The following is a 20,640-nucleotide window of genomic DNA, read 5'->3' as shown; positions in this document are numbered from 1 at the left end:
CAACCGTGAGCGATGCCTGACGCAGCCGCTCCCATTTGGAAAAGTTCAAAAAAGCCTTTCAGGCTCGTTTCAGGCCGGCTGCCTATACTTTCCCCCAATCCTTCCTCACCCATTGGCTGGGAGAATCTCGTCATGGAACACACGGTCAAAGTCTGGGATCCCTTCGTGCGCTTCTTCCACTGGACGCTGGTCCTGGCATTCTTCATTGCCTGGTTGACCGAGGACGATCTGCTGACCCTGCACGTGTGGGCCGGGTACACCGTGCTGGGGCTGGTGCTGGCGCGCATCGCATGGGGCTTCGTCGGCCCCCGTCATGCCCGCTTCAGCGATTTCGTGCGGCCCTGGCCGGAAGTGCGCCGCTTCCTGAAACAGACCCTGGCCCGGCGGGCGCCCCGCTATCTCGGCCACAACCCCGCCGGTGGGGCGATGATCGTGCTCATGCTGATCCTGCTGCTCCTGATCAGCCTCACCGGCCTGGCCGTCTACGGCATCGAAGAGGCCGCCGGCCCGATGGCCGGGCTTGCCGGCAGCCCCGAATGGCTGGAAGATGGGCTGGAGGAAATTCACGAGTTCCTGGCCAATTTCATGCTGCTGATGGTCATCCTTCACGTGACGGGAGTGCTGGTCGAAAGCCGCCTGCATCACGAAAACCTGGTGCGGGCCATGTTCACCGGCCGCAAGCGGGCCGACGGTGAAACGGCCCGGTGAAAAGCGCGCGCGGAGGCGCGGCTTCCGGGGCAAGGCGGCGCTGGCCATGCTGGGCGGCCTGCTGCTGACCGGACCCGCGACGGCAGACGACCATGAGGCCATCCGCGGCCTGGTCGAGCGCGGCCGCATCCTGCCGCTGGAGCAAATTCTCGAACGGGCCCGCCAGCGGCGACCCGGCCGGGTGCTGGAAACGGAACTGGAACACGAGGACGGCCGGCTGGTCTACGAGATCGAACTGCTCGACCGTCGGGGCTTCGTGCGGGAGCTGTACTTCGACGCCGCCACCGGCGCCTTCCTGAAGGAAGAAGAGGACGACTGACATGCGGCTGCTGATCGTGGAAGACGACACGGATCTGGCCACGCGCCTGCAGGGGGTGCTGCGCCAGCACGGTTTCGCCGTGGACGTCTGCCACAACGGCGTGGATGGCGAGTTCCAGGGCCGGGAGTTTCCCTACGACGCCATCGTGCTCGACCTGGGCCTGCCCGACCGGCCGGGGCTGGAAGTGCTGGGCCACTGGCGCGCCGGCGGCCTGCACACGCCGATCCTGATCCTCACCGCCCGCGACACCTGGCAGCAGAAGGTGGAGGGCCTGCAACGGGGCGCCGACGACTATCTCACCAAGCCCTTTCACGAAGCCGAGCTGGTAGCCCGCCTGCAGGCCCTGATCCGCCGCAGCAGCGACCGGGCCGATCCCGTGCTGCGGGTGCACGGCCTGGAGCTGGACGAGGAAACCCAGTCGGTGCGCCGCGGCGACCGGCGCTGGGATCTCACCGCCACCGAATTCCGCCTGCTGCGCTATTTCATGCGCCACCCCGGCCGCATCCTCTCCAAGAGCCGCCTGACCGATCACGTCTACGAAATGGACGCCGACAAGGACAGCAACGTGATCGAGGTCTACGTCAACCGCCTGCGCCGCAAGCTCGGCAGCGACATCATCACCACCCGCCGCGGCCAGGGCTACGTGTTCGGGGATCCGGGGTGCGACTGACCTCACTGCGCGCCCGGCTGGGCGCGGGCCTGCTGTTGAGCCTGATCGCCCTGTTCGCCGGCCTGTGGATCATCGTCGACGTGTCCGTGCACCGCCTTCTGGAGGCGCAACTCGCCGATCGGCTGGCCCACGACGGCGAAAACCTCCTCGGCGGCCTGCGCTTCGACCCGCACGGTCAGCCCGTCCTGGATCGCAAGCGCATCCAGGGCATCTATCAGCAACCGCTTTCCGGCCATTACTTCGTCGTGGCCAGCGCCGGGGCGCGGCTGCGCTCCCGCTCGCTGTGGGATGCGGATCTGCCTCTGCCTTTGCCTTTGCTTGCCATCGGCGAAACCCGTCTGCTGCACGTGACCGGCCCGAAGCGCCAGCCGCTGCTGCTGTGGGTGGGGGCCTTTCACAAGCAGGGCCAGGCGGTGCAAATCGGGGTGGCCGAAGAGCTGGTCAACCTGGAGGCGGGGGTGCAGGCCTTCCACTTCCGCCTGCTGGGCTGGGCGCTGAGCGTGATCGGCCTGCTGCTGCTCCTGCAGCAATACCTCGTGTGGCGGTCGCTGCGCAGCGTAGCGCTGGCCGCCGCGGACGTGAAACGGCTGGAAGAAGGCGACATCACGCAACTGCGCGAAGACGTTCCCGACGAAATCCGCCCGCTCGTTTCGGCCATCAACACCCTGCTCGCCCGGCAGGAACAGCGTCTGCGCCGCTCCCGCGAAGCGCTCGGCAATCTCGCCCATGCCCTCAAGACGCCCCTGACCCTGCTCCTGCAACTGGGGCACGAACGGCTCCCGGATGCCGAGGCGCGCCGCCAGCTCGACGAATACGGCCGACGGATCCGCGAACAACTGGACACCGCCCTGCGCCGCGCCCGGCTTGCCGGCGAGAGCCTCGGCAGTCGCCGTTTCCGGCTGGACACGGATCTGCCGGATCTCCTCGACACGCTGCAACGCCTGCACCGTGAACGGCATATCACCCTGGAGCAGGAGATCACGCCGCCCGACGGCCTGCTGCCCCTGGAACAGCAGGACGGCATGGAACTGCTGGGCAACCTGCTGGACAACGCCTGGAAGTGGGCCCGCCGCCGCATCCGCCTGCGCATCCACGCCACGCCCGATGAAGTGCAAATCCGGCTCGAGGACGACGGCCCCGGCATCCCGCCCGAACAGCGCCAGGCCCTGCTCCGTCGCGGCCGTCGCCAGGACGAGAACCGCCCCGGCCACGGCCTCGGGTTGTCGGTGATCCAGGCCCTGGTGAACGATCTGGGCGGCCGTCTGGAACTGGGCGAGTCGCAAACCCTGGGGGGGCTGGAGGTGGTGGTGACGCTGCGCGGGGGCGGTTGACAGCGGGCCCGGTCAGCGCCGGGCGCGGCCGGCGGGGCGGATGCGATACCAGATGGTCCAGATGTAGAGCAGAAAGGCCGCCGCCTGGGCCAGTCCGCCGGCCAGGATCAGCCAGCGCAGGGCATCCAGTCCGGCATAGCCGCGCACCAGTTCCCCCCCGAAGCGGGCCAGGGTGCCCGCGAGCAGCAAGCCGTAGACACCGTCGATGCGGGCCGGGCGGAAACGCGGATCGTCCTCCCGCGCGCGGGGGAAGATCCACAGCGCCACGCCCAGGATCATGAACATCACGAAGCCGACGAAGATCACGTGCTTGTGGGCCGAGATCACGTAGGGCGGCGGCCAGCTGTCGTACAGCTCCCGCTGCACCAGCATGGCCAGCCCCAGCAACACGCCCAGGATCAGGAAACCGAAGGCCGTCTTGATGAACCGCCGGACCTGCGCGTTCATGCCGTCAGCGCTTGACCCGCAGATCCGGCAGGCTGGCATTGGCCAGCACGTGCAGCACCAGGCCCACGCCGGTGAAGAACACGATGCTGGCCATGAGGCCGCCGACCACCTCCTGGGGCTGTTCCGCCCGCACCCACCAGGCCAGGACGGCCATGACGCCCGCCAGCAGATAGGCCAGCACCGCCATCCCGAACAGCAGCCGCCGCAGGGGCCGCCGCCGCGAGGGGGGCCGCGGGATCATGCGGCGCGCCCCCGGCCAGCGCCAGGACTCAGCCGCACTTGGAATCCCCGCAGTTGAGGCAGGTCATGCAGCCGTCCATCTTCACCACGGCCTTGGTGCTGCACTTGGCGCAGAGCTGGGCACCGGCGGGAAAGTCGCTGCCGCCGTCGGCTTCGGTGGCAGCCTTGGCCGCCTTCTCGAACTGGGCCTTCTTCTCGGCGATGAGTTTCTTCTGGTGCTCGTCGAGACCGTCGTCCTTGAGCAGGCCGATCATGCGCAGGTGACATTCGATGGCATCGCCGATCTCGGCCACCAGCGAGGGCATGTACTTGCCGCCCTTCTTGAAGTAGCCGCCACGAGGATCGAACACCGAACGCAGCTCGTCCACCAGGAAGGTGACGTCGCCGCCCTTGCGGAACACGGCGGAGATGATCCGGGTCAGGGCCACGATCCACTGGAAGTGATCCATGTTCTTGGAGTTGATGAAGATCTCGAAGGGCCGGCGCAGCTCGTTCTCGGTGCCCTCGTTGAGGATCACGTCGTTGATGGTGATGTACAGGGCGTGCTCCGAGAGGGGCGTCTTTACCTTGTAGGTGGAGCCGAGCAGCATCTCGGGGCGCTCGATCTTCTCGTGCATCTGCACCACGTTGCTTTCGGCTTCCGCCTCTCCCTTGACGGCCGCCAGGGCCGCTTCGGCGGCCTGGTCGTCTTCGTCTTCCTTCACGACTTCGTAACCGACGATCTTGCTTTCGATCTTGATGGGCATGGGTGAACCTCCGGTTCAGGGGCGAGGGACGAGGGCCGAGTGGCGAGAATTCGGCTCGGCCCGTCCCGGGCCGGTTGTCAATCGTCTAACAATCATCTTGACAGGATATCCTGTAGGTCGGGCTTCAGGCCGACCTACCCTATTAGAACTTCCCGTAGTAGCCTTCCTTGATGGCGTCGAAGAGGTTGGCGGCGGTGTGGATCTCGCCGTCGTATTCGATCTCCTCGTTGCCCTTCACTTCGATCACCTCGCCGTTCTCGAGGGTGAAGCGGTAGGTGGTGTTCTCCAGATCCTCTTCCTTGACCAGCACGCCCTGGAACACCTCCGGGTTGAAGCGGAAGGTGGTGCAGCCCTTGAGGCCCTTCTCGTAGGCGTACAGGTAGATGTCCTTGAAGTCCTCGAAGGGGTAGTCGGTGGGCACGTTGGCGGTCTTGGAGATGGACGAGTCTACCCACTTCTGGGCCGCGGCCTGGATGTCCACGTGCTGCTTCGGCGTCACGTCGTCGGCGGCGATGAAGTAGTCGGGCAGCTTCGCCTCTTCCTCCTCGGCGAAGGGCATGGCCTTGGGGTTGACCAGCTCGCGGTAGGCCAGCAGCTCGAAGGAGTACACGTCCACCTTCTCCTTGGTCTTGCGCCCCTCGCGGATCACGTTGCGCGAATAGTGATGGGCGAAGCTCGGCTCGATGCCGTTGCTGGCGTTGTTGGCCAGCGACAGGGAGATGGTGCCGGTGGGGGCGATGGAGCTGTGATGGGTGAAGCGCGCCCCCACCTCGGCCAGTTCGGCCACCAGTTCCGGCTCCACCTCGGCCACCTGCTGCATGTAACGGCTGTAACGGGCATGCAATACCCGGCCGGGAATGGTGTCACCCTCCTTGTAACCGTCGCGGCGCAACTCGGGCCGCTTGCGCAGCATGTCGGCGGTGACGGTGAACGCCTCGGTCATGATGGGCGCCGGGCCCTTCTCCTTTGCCAGTGCCAGCGCCGCGCGCCAGCCCTCCAGCGCCAGTTCGCGGCTGACCTGCTCGGTGAAGGCCACCGAATCGGCATCGCCGTAGCGCTTGCGCAACATGGTCAGGGTGGAGCCGAGCCCCAGGAAGCCCATGCCATGACGCCGCTTGTGCAGGATCTCGTGACGCTGCCCTTCCAGCGGCAGGCCGTTGATCTCCACCACGTTGTCGAGCATGCGGGTGAAGACGTTGACCACCTCGCGGAACTCCTCCCAGTCGAAGCGCGCCTTGTCGGTGAAGGGATCGCGCACGAACTTGGTGAGATTCACCGAACCCAGCAGGCAGGAGCCGTAGGGCGGAAGCGGCTGTTCGCCACAATTGTGGGCATGGAAGCCGTTGGCATCGAATGTATTGATGCCCGGCACCTGAACATCGTACACATCCTCCACCCCATCGTCGGCAATCTCTGCGACGCGGGCGACAAACCGCTCGCGATTCAGCTTGCGCTGATAGGCGGCGAGCAGGCGGTCGAGTTTGCCGGCCTTGTCCGTATCGGCGAACCCGATCGTTTCCCGGAACGACAGCAGATTCTCCCCGCTGATGACCAGTTCATGCTGGGGCCGGATGGCATAGGCCTTTTGCCCACCCCGTCCGTCGGGCAACAGCGACTCCTCCTGTCCCCGGCGGCGATCCGTATAGATTCTGGAATTGATACCCAGCCGCAGCAGTATTCGCTGAACGGCGGACAGCATCTCGGAATCCGACTGCGCCAGGCGAACACTCACGCCCTTGTGCTGACTCCCTTGTACCGAGCCATCGGCATCAAACAGGCCGCGAAGCAGCCCCTGGCAGAAATGGCTGGATGCCTGTTCCATCGCCTTCGTGATCGTCTTCCGTCCAGGCGCCAATCCCAACGCGCGAGCCAGATCACCGATCGCGGCCAGTGCAAGACGGTATTCGTTGCGGCCTGCTACCGCATGCCAGCCCTGGAAATCCGCGCGGTGCGGGAGGCGGCGTGCGGCTCGCAGCGCCTCGGCCATCACGGCCTCTGTTCCGGCAGGCAACCGCGCATCGACACCGTTGGCCACCGCCGGCATCTTCCACACCGAGAGGACCGCCTTGTCGGCCTTGAGCGTGCCATCGCCGAGCAACAGCCCCATCAGATAGCCTTCCTCGCGGGTATGTGCCCCTTCCCAGGAAACAGCGGCACGATGATCATTCAGCAATACCCGATCGCCGGGTTGGAGATCGCCGGCTGCACACCATTCCGTTTCGGTCTGGTAACGGGTAAAACGGGTCACCCGGCGAACACGGTGGTCAGCCGTCAGCCGCAGGGAATGGCCTTCGGTGGTACGCAGCCGGACCACCGGCTTGCGTGCGGTACGGAAAAAGCCCTCAGCCCCCGTTGCATGATGCCTGCCATCGATTCGCAGCACGGTCGGCGTACCCAACAAATCCTGAACCTGGCGTGGGCCGGCCGCCGTGTGCACCCAGGTGTCCCCGGTCACACACGGGTTGGTCGCACGGATGTTTTCGCAGAACCAGTTGTTGTTCATCTCATTGACCTTGTCGATGAGGATGAAGCCCGGTTCGGCGAAATCGTAGGTGGAGGACATGATCAGGTCCCACAGGCGGCGGGCCTTGATGGTCTTGTAGACCCGGCAGGCCACCAGCCCCTGGGCGTTGCGCACGTAGCCTTCGCTGCTCGGCCATTCACGCCAGATCACCTGCGCCGGATCGTCGAGATCGATGCCGGCCTCCTCCACTTCCTGTTCGTTGAGGGGGAAGGCCAGCTTCCATTCCGCGTCCTGCTTGACCGCCTGCATGAACTCGTCGGTGATGAGCAGGGAGAGGTTGAACTGGCGCAGGCGGCCGTCCTCGCGCTTGGCGCGGATGAAATCCATCACGTCGGGATGGCCCACGTCGAAGGTGGCCATCTGCGCGCCCCGGCGGCCGCCGGCCGAGGAGACGGTGAAGCACATCTTGTCGTAGATGTCCATGAACGACAGGGGGCCGGAGGTGTAGGCCCCGGCGCCGGAGACGTAGGCGCCCCGCGGCCGCAGGGTGGAGAACTCGTAGCCGATGCCGCAGCCGGCCTTGAGGGTCAGGCCGGCCTCGTGGACCTTCTCCAGGATCCCGTTCATGGAGTCGTGGATGGTGCCGGAGACGGTGCAGTTGATGGTGGAGGTGGCCGGCTTGTGGGCCAGGGCACCGGCATTGGAGGTGATGCGCCCGGCGGGGATGGCGCCGCGGCGCAGGGCCCACAGGAAGCGTTCGTACCAGTGTTCGCGGACCTCCTCGGCCTCCACCTCGGCGAGGGCGCGGGCCACGCGCTGGTAGGTGTGGTCGATGGTCTGGTCGATGATCTCGCCGGTCTTGCTCTTGAGACGGTATTTCTTGTCCCAGATGTCGAGCGAGGCTTCCTGGAAGGGAATGTCGGTGGGGTCGGTGTGAACGGCGTGCAGTCGGGCGCTCATGATCGGGGCGTTCCTCCGTGACAGGGCTCTGGTTCGTAAGGCTTGCGGAGACGGGATGGCGAGGCCTCCTCCCTGCCGGTCCTGGACGCTTGGGGGGCGCTGATGCGGGTCCGGACCGGTCGTTTTTCGTCAGCACAACATGTTGTGCTGGCCATGAAGCTTAGGGCCTGCCGGCCGGTCTGTCAACCGGCTGAAAATCCATCCACGGATTACAAAAACACATTACCAAACAAACTGTTACGATATTTTTCATCTCTGTCATACGCCTTTCGTAGTGTTTTTTTGCGGACGGACAGGCACAATATATTGTGCCTCTAATATTCCCGATTTCACGCCTTTTCGGCTGTTAGGAGCCACTCACGTCAAAGGGAAAACCGCCGTTTTCCCGCCCACAGCGGCCTTGAAGATCCGGATTCGGTACCCATATCGCAGTCAACACCGCAGCGGGGTGCAACCGCACCGGCGCTGCGACGAATTTTCCATTTCAAGCAAGGAGGTGACGACCATGGCACTGGTAACCTACGAACCGATGAACATTCTCAACCAGTTGCGGCGGGAGATGGACCGGCTGTTCGAAACCGAAACCCCCAGCGGGGGCATGGTGACGGCGGCCGACTGGGTCCCGGCCGTGGACATCAAGGAGACCGACAAGGCCTTCATCATCACCGCCGACGTCCCCGGGGTGGATCCCAAGGACATCGAGGTGAACATGGAAAACGGCGTGCTCACCATCCGTGGCGAGCGCAAGGAGGAGAAGGAAGAGGAAAGGGAAGGCTACAAGCGCATCGAGCGGGTGCGCGGCACCTTCTATCGCCGCTTCACCCTGCCCGACACGGCCGATGCCGAGAAGATCAGCGCCAAGAGCAAGAACGGGGTGCTGGAAATCACCATTCCCAAGCAGGAAAAGGTGCAGCCCCGCAAGATCACCGTCGAGGCCTGATTCCCGCAGTCCGACCCCGTTCCCGACCCGGGAGCGGGGTTTTTTCATGTTCCGAACAAGGAGGCGCAGCATGAACACCCTGGAACAGTTTCGCGAGAGCCTGCAGCAGATGCTCGACAGCGTCAGCGAGGGCTGGCAACACCTTCGGGAACGGGCCTCCCGGGCCCTGACCCGTTTCACGCCCGTGCGCCGCGGCGGGGTGGAGACGCCTGCCGATCAGGCCGCCCTGCAGGGGGCCCGCTGGAGTCTGCTGGCGGCGGAGATCGAAGAGCGCGGCGACGAAGTGGTGGTTCGGCTGGAGGTGCCCGGGATGGAGCCGGACGACTTCGACATCAGCGTGGTGGGCGACCATCTGGTCATTCGCGGCGAAAAACGCGCCCAGCGCGAACAGCAGCAAGGCCGGTTCTATATAATGGAATGCGCCTACGGCGCCTTCGAGCGGGTGATTCCCCTCCCGGCCCCGGTGGACGACGCCCGGACCCGGGCCCGCTACCGCCGCGGCGTGCTGACCGTGACCCTGCCCAAGACCGCCAGCGCCCGCCGCCGCCGGATCGAAGTGGCCGGCTGAACTTCCGCGCCCTCGCCAGTCAAAAACCCTGGCGGCCAGGTGCGCACCTGGCCGCCAGCGACATCCCGGACAACGCACCAGACGGAGATCCTTGCATGCCCCGAGTTCTGACCACCGCCCTCACCGCCCTGCTGCTGCTCGGCTTCAGCACGGCCAGCCCCGCCGCCTTCCCCCTCTTCGACAGCCAGGGCGAGGCGGTGCCCACCATCGCACCCATGCTCGAGAAGGTCACCCCGGGCGTGGTCAACATCGCCACCAGCGGCACCGTGCGCCTGCAGCAGAATCCGCTGTTCAACGATCCCTTCTTCCGGCGCTTCTTCGATCTGCCCGACGTGCCGCGGGAACGGCAGACCCAGAGCCTCGGCTCCGGCGTGGTGGTGGACGCCGAACACGGCTACATCCTGACCAACAACCACGTCATCGCCAACGCCGATGAGATCACCGTCACCCTGCGCAACGGCGAGACCCACAAGGCGAAGCTGATCGGCACCGATCCGGAAACCGACGTGGCGGTGATCCAGATCCAGGCCAGGAACCTGGTAGCCATTCCCCGTGCCGACTCCGACAAGGTGCGGGTGGGCGACTTCGTGGTGGCCATCGGCAACCCCTTCGGCCTCGGCCAGACCGTCACCTCGGGCATCGTCTCGGCCATGGGCCGGTCGGGCCTGGGCATCGAGGGCTACGAGGACTTCATCCAGACCGACGCCTCCATCAACCCCGGCAACTCGGGGGGCGCGCTGGTGAACCTCAAGGGCCAGCTCATCGGCATCAACACCGCCATCCTCTCCCAGAGCGGCGGCAACATCGGCATCGGCTTCGCCATTCCCATCAACATGGCCTGGGGCGTGATGCAGCAACTGGTCCGGTTCGGCAAGGTGCAGCGCGGGCGCCTGGGCGCCAGCGCCCAGGATCTGACCCCGGAGCTGGCCCAGGCCTTCAACATCGCCTATCGCCAGGGCGCCATCATCACCACCGTGGAACCGGGCTCCGCCGCCCAGAAGGCCGGCCTGCGGCCCGGCGACATCGTCACCCGGGTCAACGGCAAGCCGATCCGCAACGCCACCGATCTGCGCAACGCCATCGGCCTGCTGCGGGTGGGCGAGCAGGTCCGTCTCACCGTGCTGCGCGACGGCAAGACCCTGCAGCTCACCGCCACCGTGGCCCGGCCCGCGCTCAGCCAGCTCGACGGCAAGGACCTGCACCCCTACCTGGCCGGCGCGGTGCTGGCCGAGATCCCGGAGAACAGCCCGCTGCACGGCAAGATCGAGGGCGTGATGGTCACCGAAGTGGCCCCGGGCAGCCCGGCCTGGCGCAGCGGCCTGCGCAAGGGCGACATCATCGTCTCGGCCAACCGCAAGCCGGTCGCCAACCTGGAACAGTTCCGCCAGGTGGTCGAAAACAGCCGCAGCCTGCTGCTCAACATCCAGCGCGGCAACGGCGCCCTGTTCCTGTTCCTGCGCTGAGTCGTGCCGGCGCCATGCAGGCGCCGGCCTTTTCCCCGCCCGGGAAGGGATCTATGCTGGACACATGGCCGATCCCGCCTCGCTCCAGCGCATTCTCTACGTGGAAGACGACCCGGACATCCAGGCCGTGGCCCGCCTGGCCCTGGAGGCGGTGGGCGGCTTCACCGTGGCGCTGTGCGGCAGCGGGCGCGAAGCCCTGGAGACGGCCGAGACCTTCGCCCCCGATCTGCTGCTCCTCGACGTGATGATGCCCGAACTCGACGGGCCGGCCACCCTGCAGGCCCTGCGCCGACGCCCGGCCCTGGCCGAGGTGCCCGCCATCTACATGACCGCCAAGACCCATCCCAGGGATCTCGCCCGCCTGCGCGCCCAGGGCGCCATCGACATCATCACCAAACCCTTCGACCCCATGCGTCTGCCGGGCCAGCTCCGGGAGATCTGGAACCGTCTTTGAGCCACAGCGGAAACGCCTGCCTTTTCAACAACCTGGCTCCCAACCCGCCCTGCCGACCAAAATATTACTTATAGTGGTGTTGATTTATTCTATTAACCTACTATATTAGTCAAGTACCATATACTGATAAACGAGACAGGAGGTATCCCATGTCCAGCTTGATCAAGAACTTCCCCAGTGACGGCGTCGTCACCATCAACCGGGTGATCCTGAAGCCCGAATACACCCTCGACGATCTCCAGGAACGGGTCGCCTACCTGTGCGAGAACGTCAAGACCTACCATTCCGACACCGGCTTCATCGGCGGCTTCGTGGCCCTCAACAGCGGCATGATCTCCAACGAGGGATCCACGGTCGGCCAGGCGGTGGAAAGCCCGCTCAAGGGCCGTGAGGCGCTGATCATCACCTTCTGGCGCTCCTTCGAGGATCACGAGGAATCCCATAAGAGCGAAACCTTCCAGCCGCTGTTCCGGAAGGTGCTGGAGCTGTGCGAGAACGGCAACGAGGAGATTGCCTACGAGATGCTCTGGCAGGGCGCCGCCTACAGTCCCGAGGAGGCCGAGGCCGCCCGCAAGGCCAAGGAACAGCACGCGGCCGCCTGAGCCGGTGTCGATTCTGCGGCGGCGCTTCAGGCGCCGCCGCGAATTGCCATATTTTCACGAGTCATGTGCGGATCCGGCGGTAATCGCTCAGGCGGAATGTCAAACCTTGATTTCAGGCGTGTTCTTTTTTCCGAATTCGCCCTCCGGGTGAAGGAGACGTTTCGTGACACGCCGTGAATACGTCCCTGTAGGCTCGACGGCCGCAGTCGCTTCGGGCGTCCTGCCCTCTCGCGACACTTGTCCGTCCTGAACGTCGTCCCTGCGGCCGACGGTCACGAAACCGCTCCCCCCACCCGCTGGGCGATCCCGAACAAAAGAACAGGCTCGATGAACCCGTGATTCAGAGCGACAGACACCCGGGTACACGATCCGGCCTTCGTCCAGAATAAATCCCCTTTATACCCGTCAAGGTAAAACTAGGGTTTCCCTGCCCCTTCGCCCCTTCCTTTTGCCGGGAAAAGTGGCTAAGTTAACGTCCCGCTCTCCGACGGAGGGCGCGTTCACCATTCTCTGTCACTCAATCTCAGACCAGAAGGGACGGGCACATGTCCAAGCTAGTAAATCCACATGGCGGCGGCGATCTGAAGCCGTTGCTGCTCGAAGGGGAGGCGCTGGAGGCGGAAAAGGCCAAGGCCGCCACGCTGCCGAAAGTCACCATCAGTTCCCGTGAAGCCGGCGACATCATCATGATGGGCATCGGCGGGTTCACCCCGCTGGAAGGCTTCATGACCCGCGCCGACTGGGAAGGCGTGTGCGACGGCATGAAGATGGCCAACGGCCTGTTCTGGCCCATTCCCATCACCCTGTCCACCGACACCGACACGGCCAACGGCCTCAAGGAAGGCGACGAGATCGCGCTCTACGACCCGGAGCGTGACGAGATCCTCGCCACCATGAAGCTCACCGAGAAGTACACCATCGACAAGGCCCACGAGTGCATGCAGGTCTACAAGACCACCGACGAGGAGCACCCGGGCGTGAAGATGGTCATGGCCCAGGGCGACGTCAACCTGGCCGGTCCCATCAAGGTCCTTTCCCAGGGCGGCTTCCCGGAAGAGTACGGCGATCAGTTCATGACCCCGGCCCAGACCCGCGCCGAGTTCGAAAAGCGTGGCTGGAGCACCATCGCCGCCTTCCAGACCCGCAACCCCATGCACCGCTCCCACGAGTACCTGGCCAAGATCGCCATCGAGACCCTCGACGGCGTGCTGATCCACTCGCTGCTGGGCAAGCTCAAGCCGGGCGACATCCCCGCCGACGTGCGCAGCAAGGCGATTGGCACCCTGATCGACAAGTACTTCGCCCCCAACACCGTGATCCAGGCCGGCTACCCGCTCGACATGCGCTACGCCGGTCCCCGCGAGGCCCTGCTGCATGCCCTGTTCCGCCAGAACTACGGCTGCTCGCACCAGATCGTGGGCCGCGACCACGCCGGCGTGGGCGACTACTACGGGCCCTTCGATGCCCACCACATCTTCGACGAAATCCCCAAGGACGCCCTGGAGACCCAGCCGCTGAAGATCGACTGGACCTTCTGGTGCTACAAGTGCGATGGCATGGCCTCCATGAAGACCTGCCCGCACGACGCCGAGGATCGCCTGCTGCTCTCCGGCACCAAGCTGCGCAAGGCCCTCTCGGAAGGCCAGGAAGTCTCGGACAAGTTCTCCCGCCCGGAAGTGCTGGAGATCCTGCGCGAGTACTACGCCGGCCTCAAGGACGACGAGAAGGTGGAAGTCAAGCTCAGCGGCCATTCGGCCAAGTAAGACCGGCGCCGGCAAGCCGCCGGCACCGCACGAAAAACCGGGGCCGTCTGGCCCCGGTTTTTTGTTGTGCCGGCGCAATTCCCGCCTGCGCATAAAGGCATTTTATGCGTCATGACATCCCCCCTTGCCCGCAAAGGGCGTGGAAAACCCGGAAATAGTGCCTACAATCAATCAAATACGCTGAGATTGCTTCTCGTCTGCAAGCAGGGAGAGACCTCCCCGGAAGGGATATGGCCGGAGGCATCCTGCATAAGCATATAATGAATTTATTAAATGCCTAATAATCCTGATTGGGCAGCTCGGATTTAGACCCCGTATAATCGCGCCCCCTTTTGCAAAGGTCATGAGCATGTCGAACATCCACGTCGCCGAGGCCGCCCCCGAGGGCAGCTACGAAGTCAAGAACACCACCTGCTACATGTGCGCCTGCCGCTGCGGGATCCGCGTGACCCTGCGCGACGGCGAAGTGCGCTACATCCAGGGCAACCCCGACCATCCCCTGAACAAGGGCGTGATCTGCGCCAAGGGGGCCTCGGGGATCATGAAGCAGTACTCCCCGGCCCGCCTCACCCGGCCGCTCAGGCGCAAGGAAGGGGCCGAGCGCGGCGCCGCCGAGTTCGAGCCCATCTCCTGGGACGAGGCCTTCGAGATCATGGAAACGCGCCTCAAGAAGCTGCGCGCCACCGATCCGAAAAAATTCGCCCTGTTCACCGGCCGCGACCAGATGCAGGCGCTGACCGGCCTGTTCGCCAAGCAGTTCGGCACCCCCAACTACGCCGCCCACGGCGGCTTCTGCTCGGTGAACATGGCCACCGGCATGATCTACACCATCGGCGGCTCCTTCTGGGAGTTCGGCGGCCCGGACCTGGATCGGGCCAAGCTGTTCGTGATGATCGGCACCGCCGAGGATCACCACTCCAACCCGCTGAAGATCGCCATCTCCAAGTTCAAGCGCAACGGCGGCCGCTTCATCTCCGTGAACCCGGTGCGCACCGGCTACTCGGCCATCGCCGACGAATGGGTGCCCATCAAGCCGGGCACCGACGGCGCCCTGCTGCTGGCCATCATCCACGAGCTGATCAAGCAGGGCCTCTACGACCGCGACTTCCTGGTCAAGTACACCAACGCCGCCGAGCTGGTGAACCTGGACGAGACCAGCGACGCCTTCGGCCTGTTCGTGCGCCGCAAGGACATGGACGTGGAGGAAGGCTGCTTCGATCCCCAGAACAAGCTGTGGTGGGACCGCCTCACCGATCAGCCGGTGAGCACCCTCACCGAGGACGCCGACCCCTTCCTGCTGGGCGAATACACCCTGGAAGACGGCACGCCGGTCAAGCCCGCCTTCCAGCTCCTCAAGGAGCGGGTCGAGCAGTACACCCCCGAATGGGCGGCCACCATCACCGGCATCCCGGCCGAGACCATCCGCCGCCTGGCCCACGAGATGGGCATCGTGGCCCGCGACGAGAAGATCGAGCTGCCCATCGCCTGGACCGACGTGTGGGGCAAGGATCACGAAACGGTCACCGGCAATCCGGTGGCCTTCCACGCCATGCGCGGCCTGGCCGCCCACTCCAACGGCTTCCAGACCATCCGCGCCCTGTCGATCCTGATGACCCTCCTCGGCACCATCGACCGGCCCGGCGGCTTCCGCCACAAGGCGCCCTTCCCGCGGCCCATTCCGCCCTGCGCCAAGACCCCGCGGGGCCCCGAGGGCGTCAAGCCCAATACGCCGCTGGCCGGCATGCCACTGGGCTGGCCCGCCGATCCCAACGATCTGTTCGTGGACGACAAGGGCGAGCCGGTGCGCATCGACAAGGCCTTCTCCTGGGAGTATCCCCTCTCCGCCCACGGCCTGATGCACAACGTGATCACCAACGCCTGGCGCCAGGATCCCTACAAGATCGACACCCTGTTCATCTTCATGGCCAACATGGCCTGGAACTCCACGATGAACACCGACGAAGTGCGCAGGATGCTCAACGACAAGGACGAGAACGGCGAGTACAAGATTCCGTTCATCATCGTCGCCGACGCCTTCGAGTCGGAGATGACCGCCTTCGCCGATCTGATCCTGCCCGACACCACCTATCTCGAGCGGCACGACGTGATGTCCATGCTCGACCGCCCCATCTCCGAATACGACGGTCCCGTGGACTCGGTGCGGATCCCCGTGCTGCCGCCCACCGGCGAGTGCAAGCCCTTCCAGGAAGTGCTCATCGAGCTGGGCACGCGCCTCAAGCTGCCCGCCTTCGTCAAGGAAGACGGCTCGCGCAAGTACCGCGACTATCCCGACTTCATCGTCAACTACGAAACCGAGCCGGGCTCGGGGATCGGCTTCCTGGCCGGCTGGCGCGGCAAGGGGGGCGAGAAGTTCATGAAGGGCGAGCCCAACCCCAGCCAGTGGGAGATGTACGAGAAGAACAACTGCGTCTATCACTATGAGCTGCCCAAGTCGTACCAGTACATGCGCAACTGGAACCAGGGCTACCTGCGCTGGGCCCAGGAACACCGCCTGACCCGCTACGACGAGCCCATCAACTGCCACATCTACTCGGAAGTGCTGCAGAAGTTCCGCCTCGCCGCCCAGGGCAAGTATCCCGGCAAGCAGCCGCCGGCCCACCTGCGCGAGCGCATCGAGACCCACTTCGATCCGCTGCCCTTCTACTTCGAGCCGCTGGAGTCGTCGCTGAGCGACAAGCACAAGTATCCGCTCAACGCCATCACCCAGCGACCCATGGCCATGTACCACTCCTGGGATTCGCAGAACGCCTGGCTGCGGCAAATCCACACCTACAACTATCTGTACGTGCATCCCAGCCTCGGCGCCAAACACGGCTTCGAGGACGGCGACTGGATCTGGGTGGAGTCCATGCACGGCAAGGTGCGCTGCATGTGCCGCTTCTCCGAGGCGGTGGAACCCGGCACCGTGTGGACCTGGAACGCCATCGGCAAGTCGCGCGGCGCCTGGCGGCTGTCGCCCGACGCCGACGAGGCCAACAAGGGCTTCCTGCTCAACCACCTGATTTCCGAAGAACTGCCGGCCCACGACGCGGGCGAGCACGTCTCCAACTCGGACCCGGTGACCGGCCAGGCTGGCTGGTACGACGTGCGGGTGCGCGTATACAAGGCCAGGCCCGACGAACCGAAGGTCACCGCACCCCAGTTCGAGCCCATGCCGGCCCTGCCCGGCACCGGCAACACGCCGAAGTGGCTGGCCTTCTTCGCCGGCAAGTTCACGAAGAAATCGGCCTGAACCCAGCAACCCGGCGGCGCCGCGCGCCGCCCGCCTCCCGAACGAACGAGCGAACGGACATGACGCAACTGGCACTGGTAATCGATCTCAACGTCTGCGTGGGCTGCCACGCCTGCGTGACCTCCTGCAAGGAGTGGAACACTTCCGGCTCGGCCGGCCCCCTGTGCGACGACAACCCCTACGGCGCGGGCCCCACCGGCACCTTCTTCAACCGCGTGCAGACCTACGAGGTGGGCGAGTTCCCCAACACGGAAACCGTGCACTTCCCCAAGAGCTGCCTGCACTGCGAAGATCCGCCCTGCGTGCCGGTGTGCCCCACCGGCGCCAGCTACAAGCGCGACAAGGACGGCATCGTGCTGGTGGACTACGACAAGTGCATCGGCTGCCGCTACTGCTCCTGGGCCTGCCCCTACGGCGTGCGCGAGATCGACGAGCACCAGAAGGTGATGAAGAAATGCACCCTGTGCGTAGATCGGATCTACGACGAATCGCTGCCCGAGTCGGAGCGCAAGCCGGCCTGCGTGCTGGCCTGCCCCACCAGCGCCCGCCTGTTCGGTGACGTGCACGATCCCCAGTCGGAGGTCTCCATCGCCATCCGCGAGGAAGGCGGCTACGCCCTGATGCCCGAATGGGGCACCAAGCCGTCCAACCACTACCTGCCGCGGCGCAAGACCCGCCTGCACATCCACGAGGACGAACTGGTGCGGGCCGACAACCCGCTCAAGAAGGAGCAGCGCGAACACGCCGCCCCGGTGGACGCGCCGACCCTGGACGATTCCACAAGCTGGTAATTCGCAGCGCGAATTACCAGCAGGGACGAGGGACGAGGGACGAGTGGCGAGGACGCACTCTCCCGGTTGCTCGTTCACCCTGTTTTGACATCGGGTCAAGGCCCGAAGACGAACCTGAATTCAGGAGAACGACATGCATCCGGCATTTTCCGTCATCTTTCTCACCACCCTGATCGGCGTGGGTCAGGGGCTGTTCCTGGCCATCTTCACCGGGCAGAGCTATTCGGCGGTGGAGCTGCTGCCTTCCGAGGACAGCGTGGCCTTCTACGGCACCGGGGCGATGATCGCCCTGGGCTTCCTGGTGGCCGGGCTGATTGCCTCGGTGTTCCACCTGGGCCGCCCCGAGCGGGCCTGGCGGGCGGCCAGCCAGTGGCGCACCTCCTGGCTGTCGCGGGAGGTGATCGCCCTGCCGGTGCTGATGTTCCTGGTGTTCCTGTACGGCGTCATGCACTTCTTCGGCTGGGACACGGTGCTGTTCACCAGCCCCACCGGCGCGCGCCTGCAGGTGACCCTGGTGGTCGGCACCCTGGGCGCCATCGCCACCTTCGCCCTGTTCCTGTGCACCGGCATGATCTACGCGGCGGTGAAGTTCCTCCAGGAATGGGCCTCGCCGCTGACGGTGATCAACTACCTGCTGCTCGGCACCATGTCGGGCTTTACCCTGGCCACCGCCTTCGCCAGCCTCACCGCGCCCGATCTGGTGCACTTCTTCGGCGTGTGGACCACCATCATCACCCTCGCGGCCTTCACCACCCGCTTCGCTTCTCTGATCCGCAACAGCCGCATCAAGTACAAGTCCAGCATCCAGACCGCCATCGGCATCCGCCACAGCCAGATCCAGCAGAAGTCCATGGGCTTCATGGGCGGCTCGGTCAACACCCGCGACTTCTTCCACCACAAGAGCCCGCAGTTCCTCAGGACCGTCAAGCTGCTGTTCCTGCTGCTGGCCTTCCCCGCGCCCCTGATCCTGCTGTGGGTGGGCATGGAGCAGAACCACAGCGGCCTCCTCCTGGCCGCCTTCGGCGTGCAATACCTCGGCCTCATCGCCGAACGCTGGTTCTTCTTCGCCCAGGCGAACCATCCGCAGAATCTGTATTATCAGACGGTGTAAAACCGTCTGACGATCCAACGCGAAGGCACGTGTTCGGGTTTTCCTGCAGGAGCGGCGCCCTCGCCGCGATGATGGGTGGCTGGTGGCTGGAGAAACCCAACGCTATTCCCGGCTACCTGCTACCGCAAGGTCGCGCCATCTGCCTTCCTTCGCGTTGACACCCTGATTGATCCTGATCAACATCCCGCGACAGGAAGCGGGTTACATTCCCCGGGTCATGAAACCGCCCATCCTGCCCCTGCAACTGTTGCTCAATGCGCTGCCGGCGAAGGTGCACAGCCACGTCACGGCGCGGGTGTGCAACCACCTGCTCAGGGGACTGCCCAGCGCCGGGCGGTTGCGGGAACTGGACGGCAAGCGCCTCTGGATCACCGTCACCGACACCGACACCCGCCTGGCCTGGCGCATCGAAGGCGGCCGTCTGCGGCCCGATGCCGACAACGGGCCGCCGGAGATCCACATCCGCGGCGATCTGCACAACCTGCTGCGCCTGGCCCGCCGCGAGGAGGACCCCGACACCCTGTTCTTCGCCCGCCGGCTCTCCCTGGAAGGCAACACCGAAGACGGCCTGCTGGTGAAAAACTTCCTCGACGCCCTGGAATTCGATCTCCCCGCCCACCTGCAGGCCGTCCTCGGCCCGCGCCTCGCCCGCCCGCTGCTGCCGATCGCGCAGCGGGTGCAGGCCCGGTTCTCCTGATTCCGCGGGCGTCCCGCTGTTTTCAACGCAAAGACGCGAAGGCGAAAAGAACGCAAAGGGATGGTTTTGTCGTTTCGCAAACGCGGCAACGGGTAGCCCGGATGCAGGCCCGCAGGGCCGGAATCCGGGGGGCGTTTCCCCGGATTCCGCTTCGCTTCATCCGGGCTACTGCCACTACGTTTGTTTCCGAATCCTCGTCCCTCGCCACTCGTCCCTCGGCCCTGTCGCGGCGCTACCGCGCCGCGACCTTCATGCCGGCTTCGCCATGCCAGTAGCCGTTGCACCAGGGTTCGTGCTGGAGGGGAGCAAGGTCGACGGCCTGGCCGTGGCGGGCGGCGTCGAAGGCGCGGACGATGGCTTCGGTGCCTTCGGCGCGGGGGGAGATGCGCAGCACGTCCACGCCCAGCTCGCGCATCTGCGGCACTTCGGCCAGCAGGTTCACGGGGTGGCCGGACTGCATCTGGATGCCGTTGATCACGAACAGGTCTTCGCTGTCCTGGGTCTTGAGCGGCATGCCCTCGGGGTAGTCCAGGCAGCGGAATTCGCATCGGTCCTTGGGCAGATCGTGGGCCCGGGCGGTGAAGCAGCGGGCGGAGAAGGACAGGGGCATGTGACCGTAGACGAACACTTCGGTCTGCAGGCCTTCGGGGCGTTCGGCCTGCAGTTGCGCGAGGGTGGCGGCCGACAGCTCCAGGGGCATCACCCAGCGCACCGCGCCGAACTCGCGCCACAGGGCCAGGGTGGCCGCGTTGTAGGTGTTGAGGTGCGGCCCGGCGACGAAGGGCCGGCCGTTGATCAGGCGCACCGCGGCCATGTCGTTGGCTTCCACCTTGAAGTCGCCGTTGTCGCAGATCCGGCGCAGGTGGGACAGTTCCGAGTCGGCCTCCATCAGGGCCAGGCTGGTGAGGATCACTTCCTTGCCGGCGTCTTCCAGTTCGTCGGCGATCACCAGCCAGTCCTGCAGGCGGAGCTGGCGGCGCTTGGCGCAGACCATCTCGCCCAGATAGACGATCTCCACCGGCCAGTTGGCCACCTCGGCATAGAATTCGCGCACCGTCTGGCCGGGCCAGAAGTACTGGATCGGTCCCAGGGACAGTTTCATGGCCGCCTCCG

19 protein-coding genes are annotated in these 20,640 nt (G+C 65.2%); 14 read left to right on the top strand and 5 right to left on the bottom strand.

The genetic code is table 11. From position 1 onward, the window contains the following. Positions 1–132 precede the first annotated feature (132 nt). The 4 genes from ACZ5BH_RS07900 to ACZ5BH_RS07885 are packed head-to-tail and all read left to right on the top strand — an operon-like array spanning position 133 to position 3,028. Positions 133–708 carry a cytochrome b/b6 domain-containing protein gene (locus tag ACZ5BH_RS07900; RefSeq protein ID WP_464888716.1) on the top strand — a complete coding sequence of 192 codons (576 nt, stop codon included), beginning with the start codon at positions 133–135 and terminating at the stop codon, positions 706–708. Continuing rightward, positions 692–1,027, top strand: a complete 336-nt coding sequence (locus tag ACZ5BH_RS07895) for a PepSY domain-containing protein (RefSeq protein ID WP_464888715.1) — start codon at positions 692–694, stop codon at positions 1,025–1,027. Before ACZ5BH_RS07900 ends, ACZ5BH_RS07895 begins: the two co-directional genes overlap by 17 nt. A gap of 1 nt (position 1,028) precedes the next feature. Next, a complete protein-coding gene (locus ACZ5BH_RS07890; RefSeq protein ID WP_464888714.1) occupies positions 1,029–1,697 on the top strand; it encodes a response regulator transcription factor in 669 nt (222 codons plus the stop codon). Then, positions 1,688–3,028 (top strand): ATP-binding protein, encoded by a 1,341-nt coding sequence (locus tag ACZ5BH_RS07885; protein WP_464888713.1) that lies wholly within the window; start codon positions 1,688–1,690, stop codon positions 3,026–3,028. The genes ACZ5BH_RS07890 and ACZ5BH_RS07885 overlap by 10 nt, the downstream gene beginning before the upstream one ends. 12 nt (positions 3,029–3,040) lie before the next feature. Here ACZ5BH_RS07885 and ACZ5BH_RS07880 read toward each other — a convergent pair whose 3' ends face one another. From ACZ5BH_RS07880 to ACZ5BH_RS07865, 4 genes are all read right to left on the bottom strand, one after another. Beyond that, positions 3,041–3,475, bottom strand: coding sequence for a hypothetical protein (locus ACZ5BH_RS07880; protein WP_464888712.1), 435 nt, complete (start codon positions 3,473–3,475; stop codon positions 3,041–3,043). 4 nt (positions 3,476–3,479) lie between these two features. After that, a complete protein-coding gene (locus ACZ5BH_RS07875; protein ID WP_464888711.1) occupies positions 3,480–3,716 on the bottom strand; it encodes a hypothetical protein in 237 nt (78 codons plus the stop codon). 28 nt (positions 3,717–3,744) lie between these two features. Further along, the gene (locus ACZ5BH_RS07870) at positions 3,745–4,461 is read right to left on the bottom strand and encodes a TSCPD domain-containing protein (protein ID WP_464888710.1); all 717 of its coding nucleotides are present in this window, start codon (positions 4,459–4,461) and stop codon (positions 3,745–3,747) included. A gap of 142 nt (positions 4,462–4,603) precedes the next feature. Beyond that, positions 4,604–7,885 (bottom strand): LAGLIDADG family homing endonuclease, encoded by a 3,282-nt coding sequence (locus ACZ5BH_RS07865; RefSeq protein ID WP_464888709.1) that lies wholly within the window; start codon positions 7,883–7,885, stop codon positions 4,604–4,606. Positions 7,886–8,390: 505 nt separating this feature from the next. Here ACZ5BH_RS07865 and ACZ5BH_RS07860 point away from each other — a divergent pair. The 10 genes from ACZ5BH_RS07860 to ubiT all read left to right on the top strand — a co-directional run bounded on the left by ACZ5BH_RS07860 (position 8,391) and on the right by ubiT (position 19,527). Beyond that, positions 8,391–8,825 (top strand): Hsp20/alpha crystallin family protein, encoded by a 435-nt coding sequence (locus ACZ5BH_RS07860; protein WP_464888708.1) that lies wholly within the window; start codon positions 8,391–8,393, stop codon positions 8,823–8,825. 70 nt (positions 8,826–8,895) lie between these two features. Further along, a complete protein-coding gene (locus ACZ5BH_RS07855; RefSeq protein WP_464888707.1) occupies positions 8,896–9,393 on the top strand; it encodes an Hsp20/alpha crystallin family protein in 498 nt (165 codons plus the stop codon). Between the two features lie 95 nt (positions 9,394–9,488). Further along, positions 9,489–10,856: a DegQ family serine endoprotease gene (locus ACZ5BH_RS07850; RefSeq protein WP_464888706.1), complete on the top strand. Its 1,368-nt coding sequence runs from the start codon at positions 9,489–9,491 to the stop codon at positions 10,854–10,856. A gap of 64 nt (positions 10,857–10,920) precedes the next feature. Further along, positions 10,921–11,310, top strand: coding sequence for a response regulator (locus ACZ5BH_RS07845; RefSeq protein WP_464888705.1), 390 nt, complete (start codon positions 10,921–10,923; stop codon positions 11,308–11,310). Between the two features lie 149 nt (positions 11,311–11,459). Next, entirely contained in the window at positions 11,460–11,912 is a 453-nt protein-coding gene (locus tag ACZ5BH_RS07840) for a ligand-binding protein SH3 (protein WP_464888704.1), read from the top strand. 545 nt (positions 11,913–12,457) lie between these two features. Further along, on the top strand, positions 12,458–13,675 hold the full coding sequence (gene sat, locus ACZ5BH_RS07835; RefSeq protein ID WP_464888703.1) for a sulfate adenylyltransferase: 1,218 nt from the start codon (positions 12,458–12,460) through the stop codon (positions 13,673–13,675). A 349-nt stretch (positions 13,676–14,024) separates the two neighbouring features. Next, a complete protein-coding gene (gene soeA / locus ACZ5BH_RS07830; RefSeq protein WP_464888702.1) occupies positions 14,025–16,928 on the top strand; it encodes a sulfite dehydrogenase subunit SoeA in 2,904 nt (967 codons plus the stop codon). Positions 16,929–16,987: 59 nt separating this feature from the next. Continuing rightward, positions 16,988–17,719 carry a sulfite dehydrogenase subunit SoeB gene (soeB, locus tag ACZ5BH_RS07825; RefSeq protein ID WP_464888701.1) on the top strand — a complete coding sequence of 244 codons (732 nt, stop codon included), beginning with the start codon at positions 16,988–16,990 and terminating at the stop codon, positions 17,717–17,719. Between the two features lie 133 nt (positions 17,720–17,852). Continuing rightward, on the top strand, positions 17,853–18,830 hold the full coding sequence (locus ACZ5BH_RS07820) for a dimethyl sulfoxide reductase anchor subunit family protein (protein ID WP_464888700.1): 978 nt from the start codon (positions 17,853–17,855) through the stop codon (positions 18,828–18,830). A gap of 217 nt (positions 18,831–19,047) precedes the next feature. Beyond that, on the top strand, positions 19,048–19,527 hold the full coding sequence (gene ubiT / locus ACZ5BH_RS07815) for a ubiquinone anaerobic biosynthesis accessory factor UbiT (RefSeq protein ID WP_464888699.1): 480 nt from the start codon (positions 19,048–19,050) through the stop codon (positions 19,525–19,527). 232 nt (positions 19,528–19,759) lie between these two features. On the opposite strand, the gene ACZ5BH_RS07810 is transcribed toward ubiT, so the two are convergent. After that, positions 19,760–20,629 carry a U32 family peptidase gene (locus ACZ5BH_RS07810; RefSeq protein ID WP_464888698.1) on the bottom strand — a complete coding sequence of 290 codons (870 nt, stop codon included), beginning with the start codon at positions 20,627–20,629 and terminating at the stop codon, positions 19,760–19,762. Positions 20,630–20,640 lie beyond the last annotated feature (11 nt).

The sequence above is a fragment of the Thioprofundum lithotrophicum genome (genome assembly GCF_055387065.1).
Note: the sequence above shows the minus strand (reverse complement) of the source record. Positions and strands in the feature narration are given on the sequence as shown.

Bases quoted from the DNA above. Each gene is read 5' to 3' on its own strand.
- ACZ5BH_RS07880 (WP_464888712.1), bottom strand. From the start codon at position 3,475: ATGAACGCGCAGGTCCGGCGGTTCATCAAGACGGCCTTCGGTTTCCTG.
- ACZ5BH_RS07860 (WP_464888708.1), top strand. From the start codon at position 8,391: ATGGCACTGGTAACCTACGAACCGATGAACATTCTCAACCAGTTGCGG.
- ACZ5BH_RS07900 (WP_464888716.1), top strand. From the start codon at position 133: ATGGAACACACGGTCAAAGTCTGGGATCCCTTCGTGCGCTTCTTCCAC.
- ACZ5BH_RS07855 (WP_464888707.1), top strand. From the start codon at position 8,896: ATGAACACCCTGGAACAGTTTCGCGAGAGCCTGCAGCAGATGCTCGAC.
- soeA (WP_464888702.1), top strand. From the start codon at position 14,025: ATGTCGAACATCCACGTCGCCGAGGCCGCCCCCGAGGGCAGCTACGAA.
- sat (WP_464888703.1), top strand. From the start codon at position 12,458: ATGTCCAAGCTAGTAAATCCACATGGCGGCGGCGATCTGAAGCCGTTG.
- ACZ5BH_RS07845 (WP_464888705.1), top strand. From the start codon at position 10,921: ATGGCCGATCCCGCCTCGCTCCAGCGCATTCTCTACGTGGAAGACGAC.
- ACZ5BH_RS07870 (WP_464888710.1), bottom strand. From the start codon at position 4,461: ATGCCCATCAAGATCGAAAGCAAGATCGTCGGTTACGAAGTCGTGAAG.
- ACZ5BH_RS07810 (WP_464888698.1), bottom strand. From the start codon at position 20,629: ATGAAACTGTCCCTGGGACCGATCCAGTACTTCTGGCCCGGCCAGACG.
- ACZ5BH_RS07820 (WP_464888700.1), top strand. From the start codon at position 17,853: ATGCATCCGGCATTTTCCGTCATCTTTCTCACCACCCTGATCGGCGTG.
- ACZ5BH_RS07865 (WP_464888709.1), bottom strand. From the start codon at position 7,885: ATGAGCGCCCGACTGCACGCCGTTCACACCGACCCCACCGACATTCCC.
- ACZ5BH_RS07850 (WP_464888706.1), top strand. From the start codon at position 9,489: ATGCCCCGAGTTCTGACCACCGCCCTCACCGCCCTGCTGCTGCTCGGC.
- ubiT (WP_464888699.1), top strand. From the start codon at position 19,048: ATGAAACCGCCCATCCTGCCCCTGCAACTGTTGCTCAATGCGCTGCCG.
- ACZ5BH_RS07890 (WP_464888714.1), top strand. From the start codon at position 1,029: ATGCGGCTGCTGATCGTGGAAGACGACACGGATCTGGCCACGCGCCTG.
- ACZ5BH_RS07840 (WP_464888704.1), top strand. From the start codon at position 11,460: ATGTCCAGCTTGATCAAGAACTTCCCCAGTGACGGCGTCGTCACCATC.
- soeB (WP_464888701.1), top strand. From the start codon at position 16,988: ATGACGCAACTGGCACTGGTAATCGATCTCAACGTCTGCGTGGGCTGC.
- ACZ5BH_RS07875 (WP_464888711.1), bottom strand. From the start codon at position 3,716: ATGATCCCGCGGCCCCCCTCGCGGCGGCGGCCCCTGCGGCGGCTGCTG.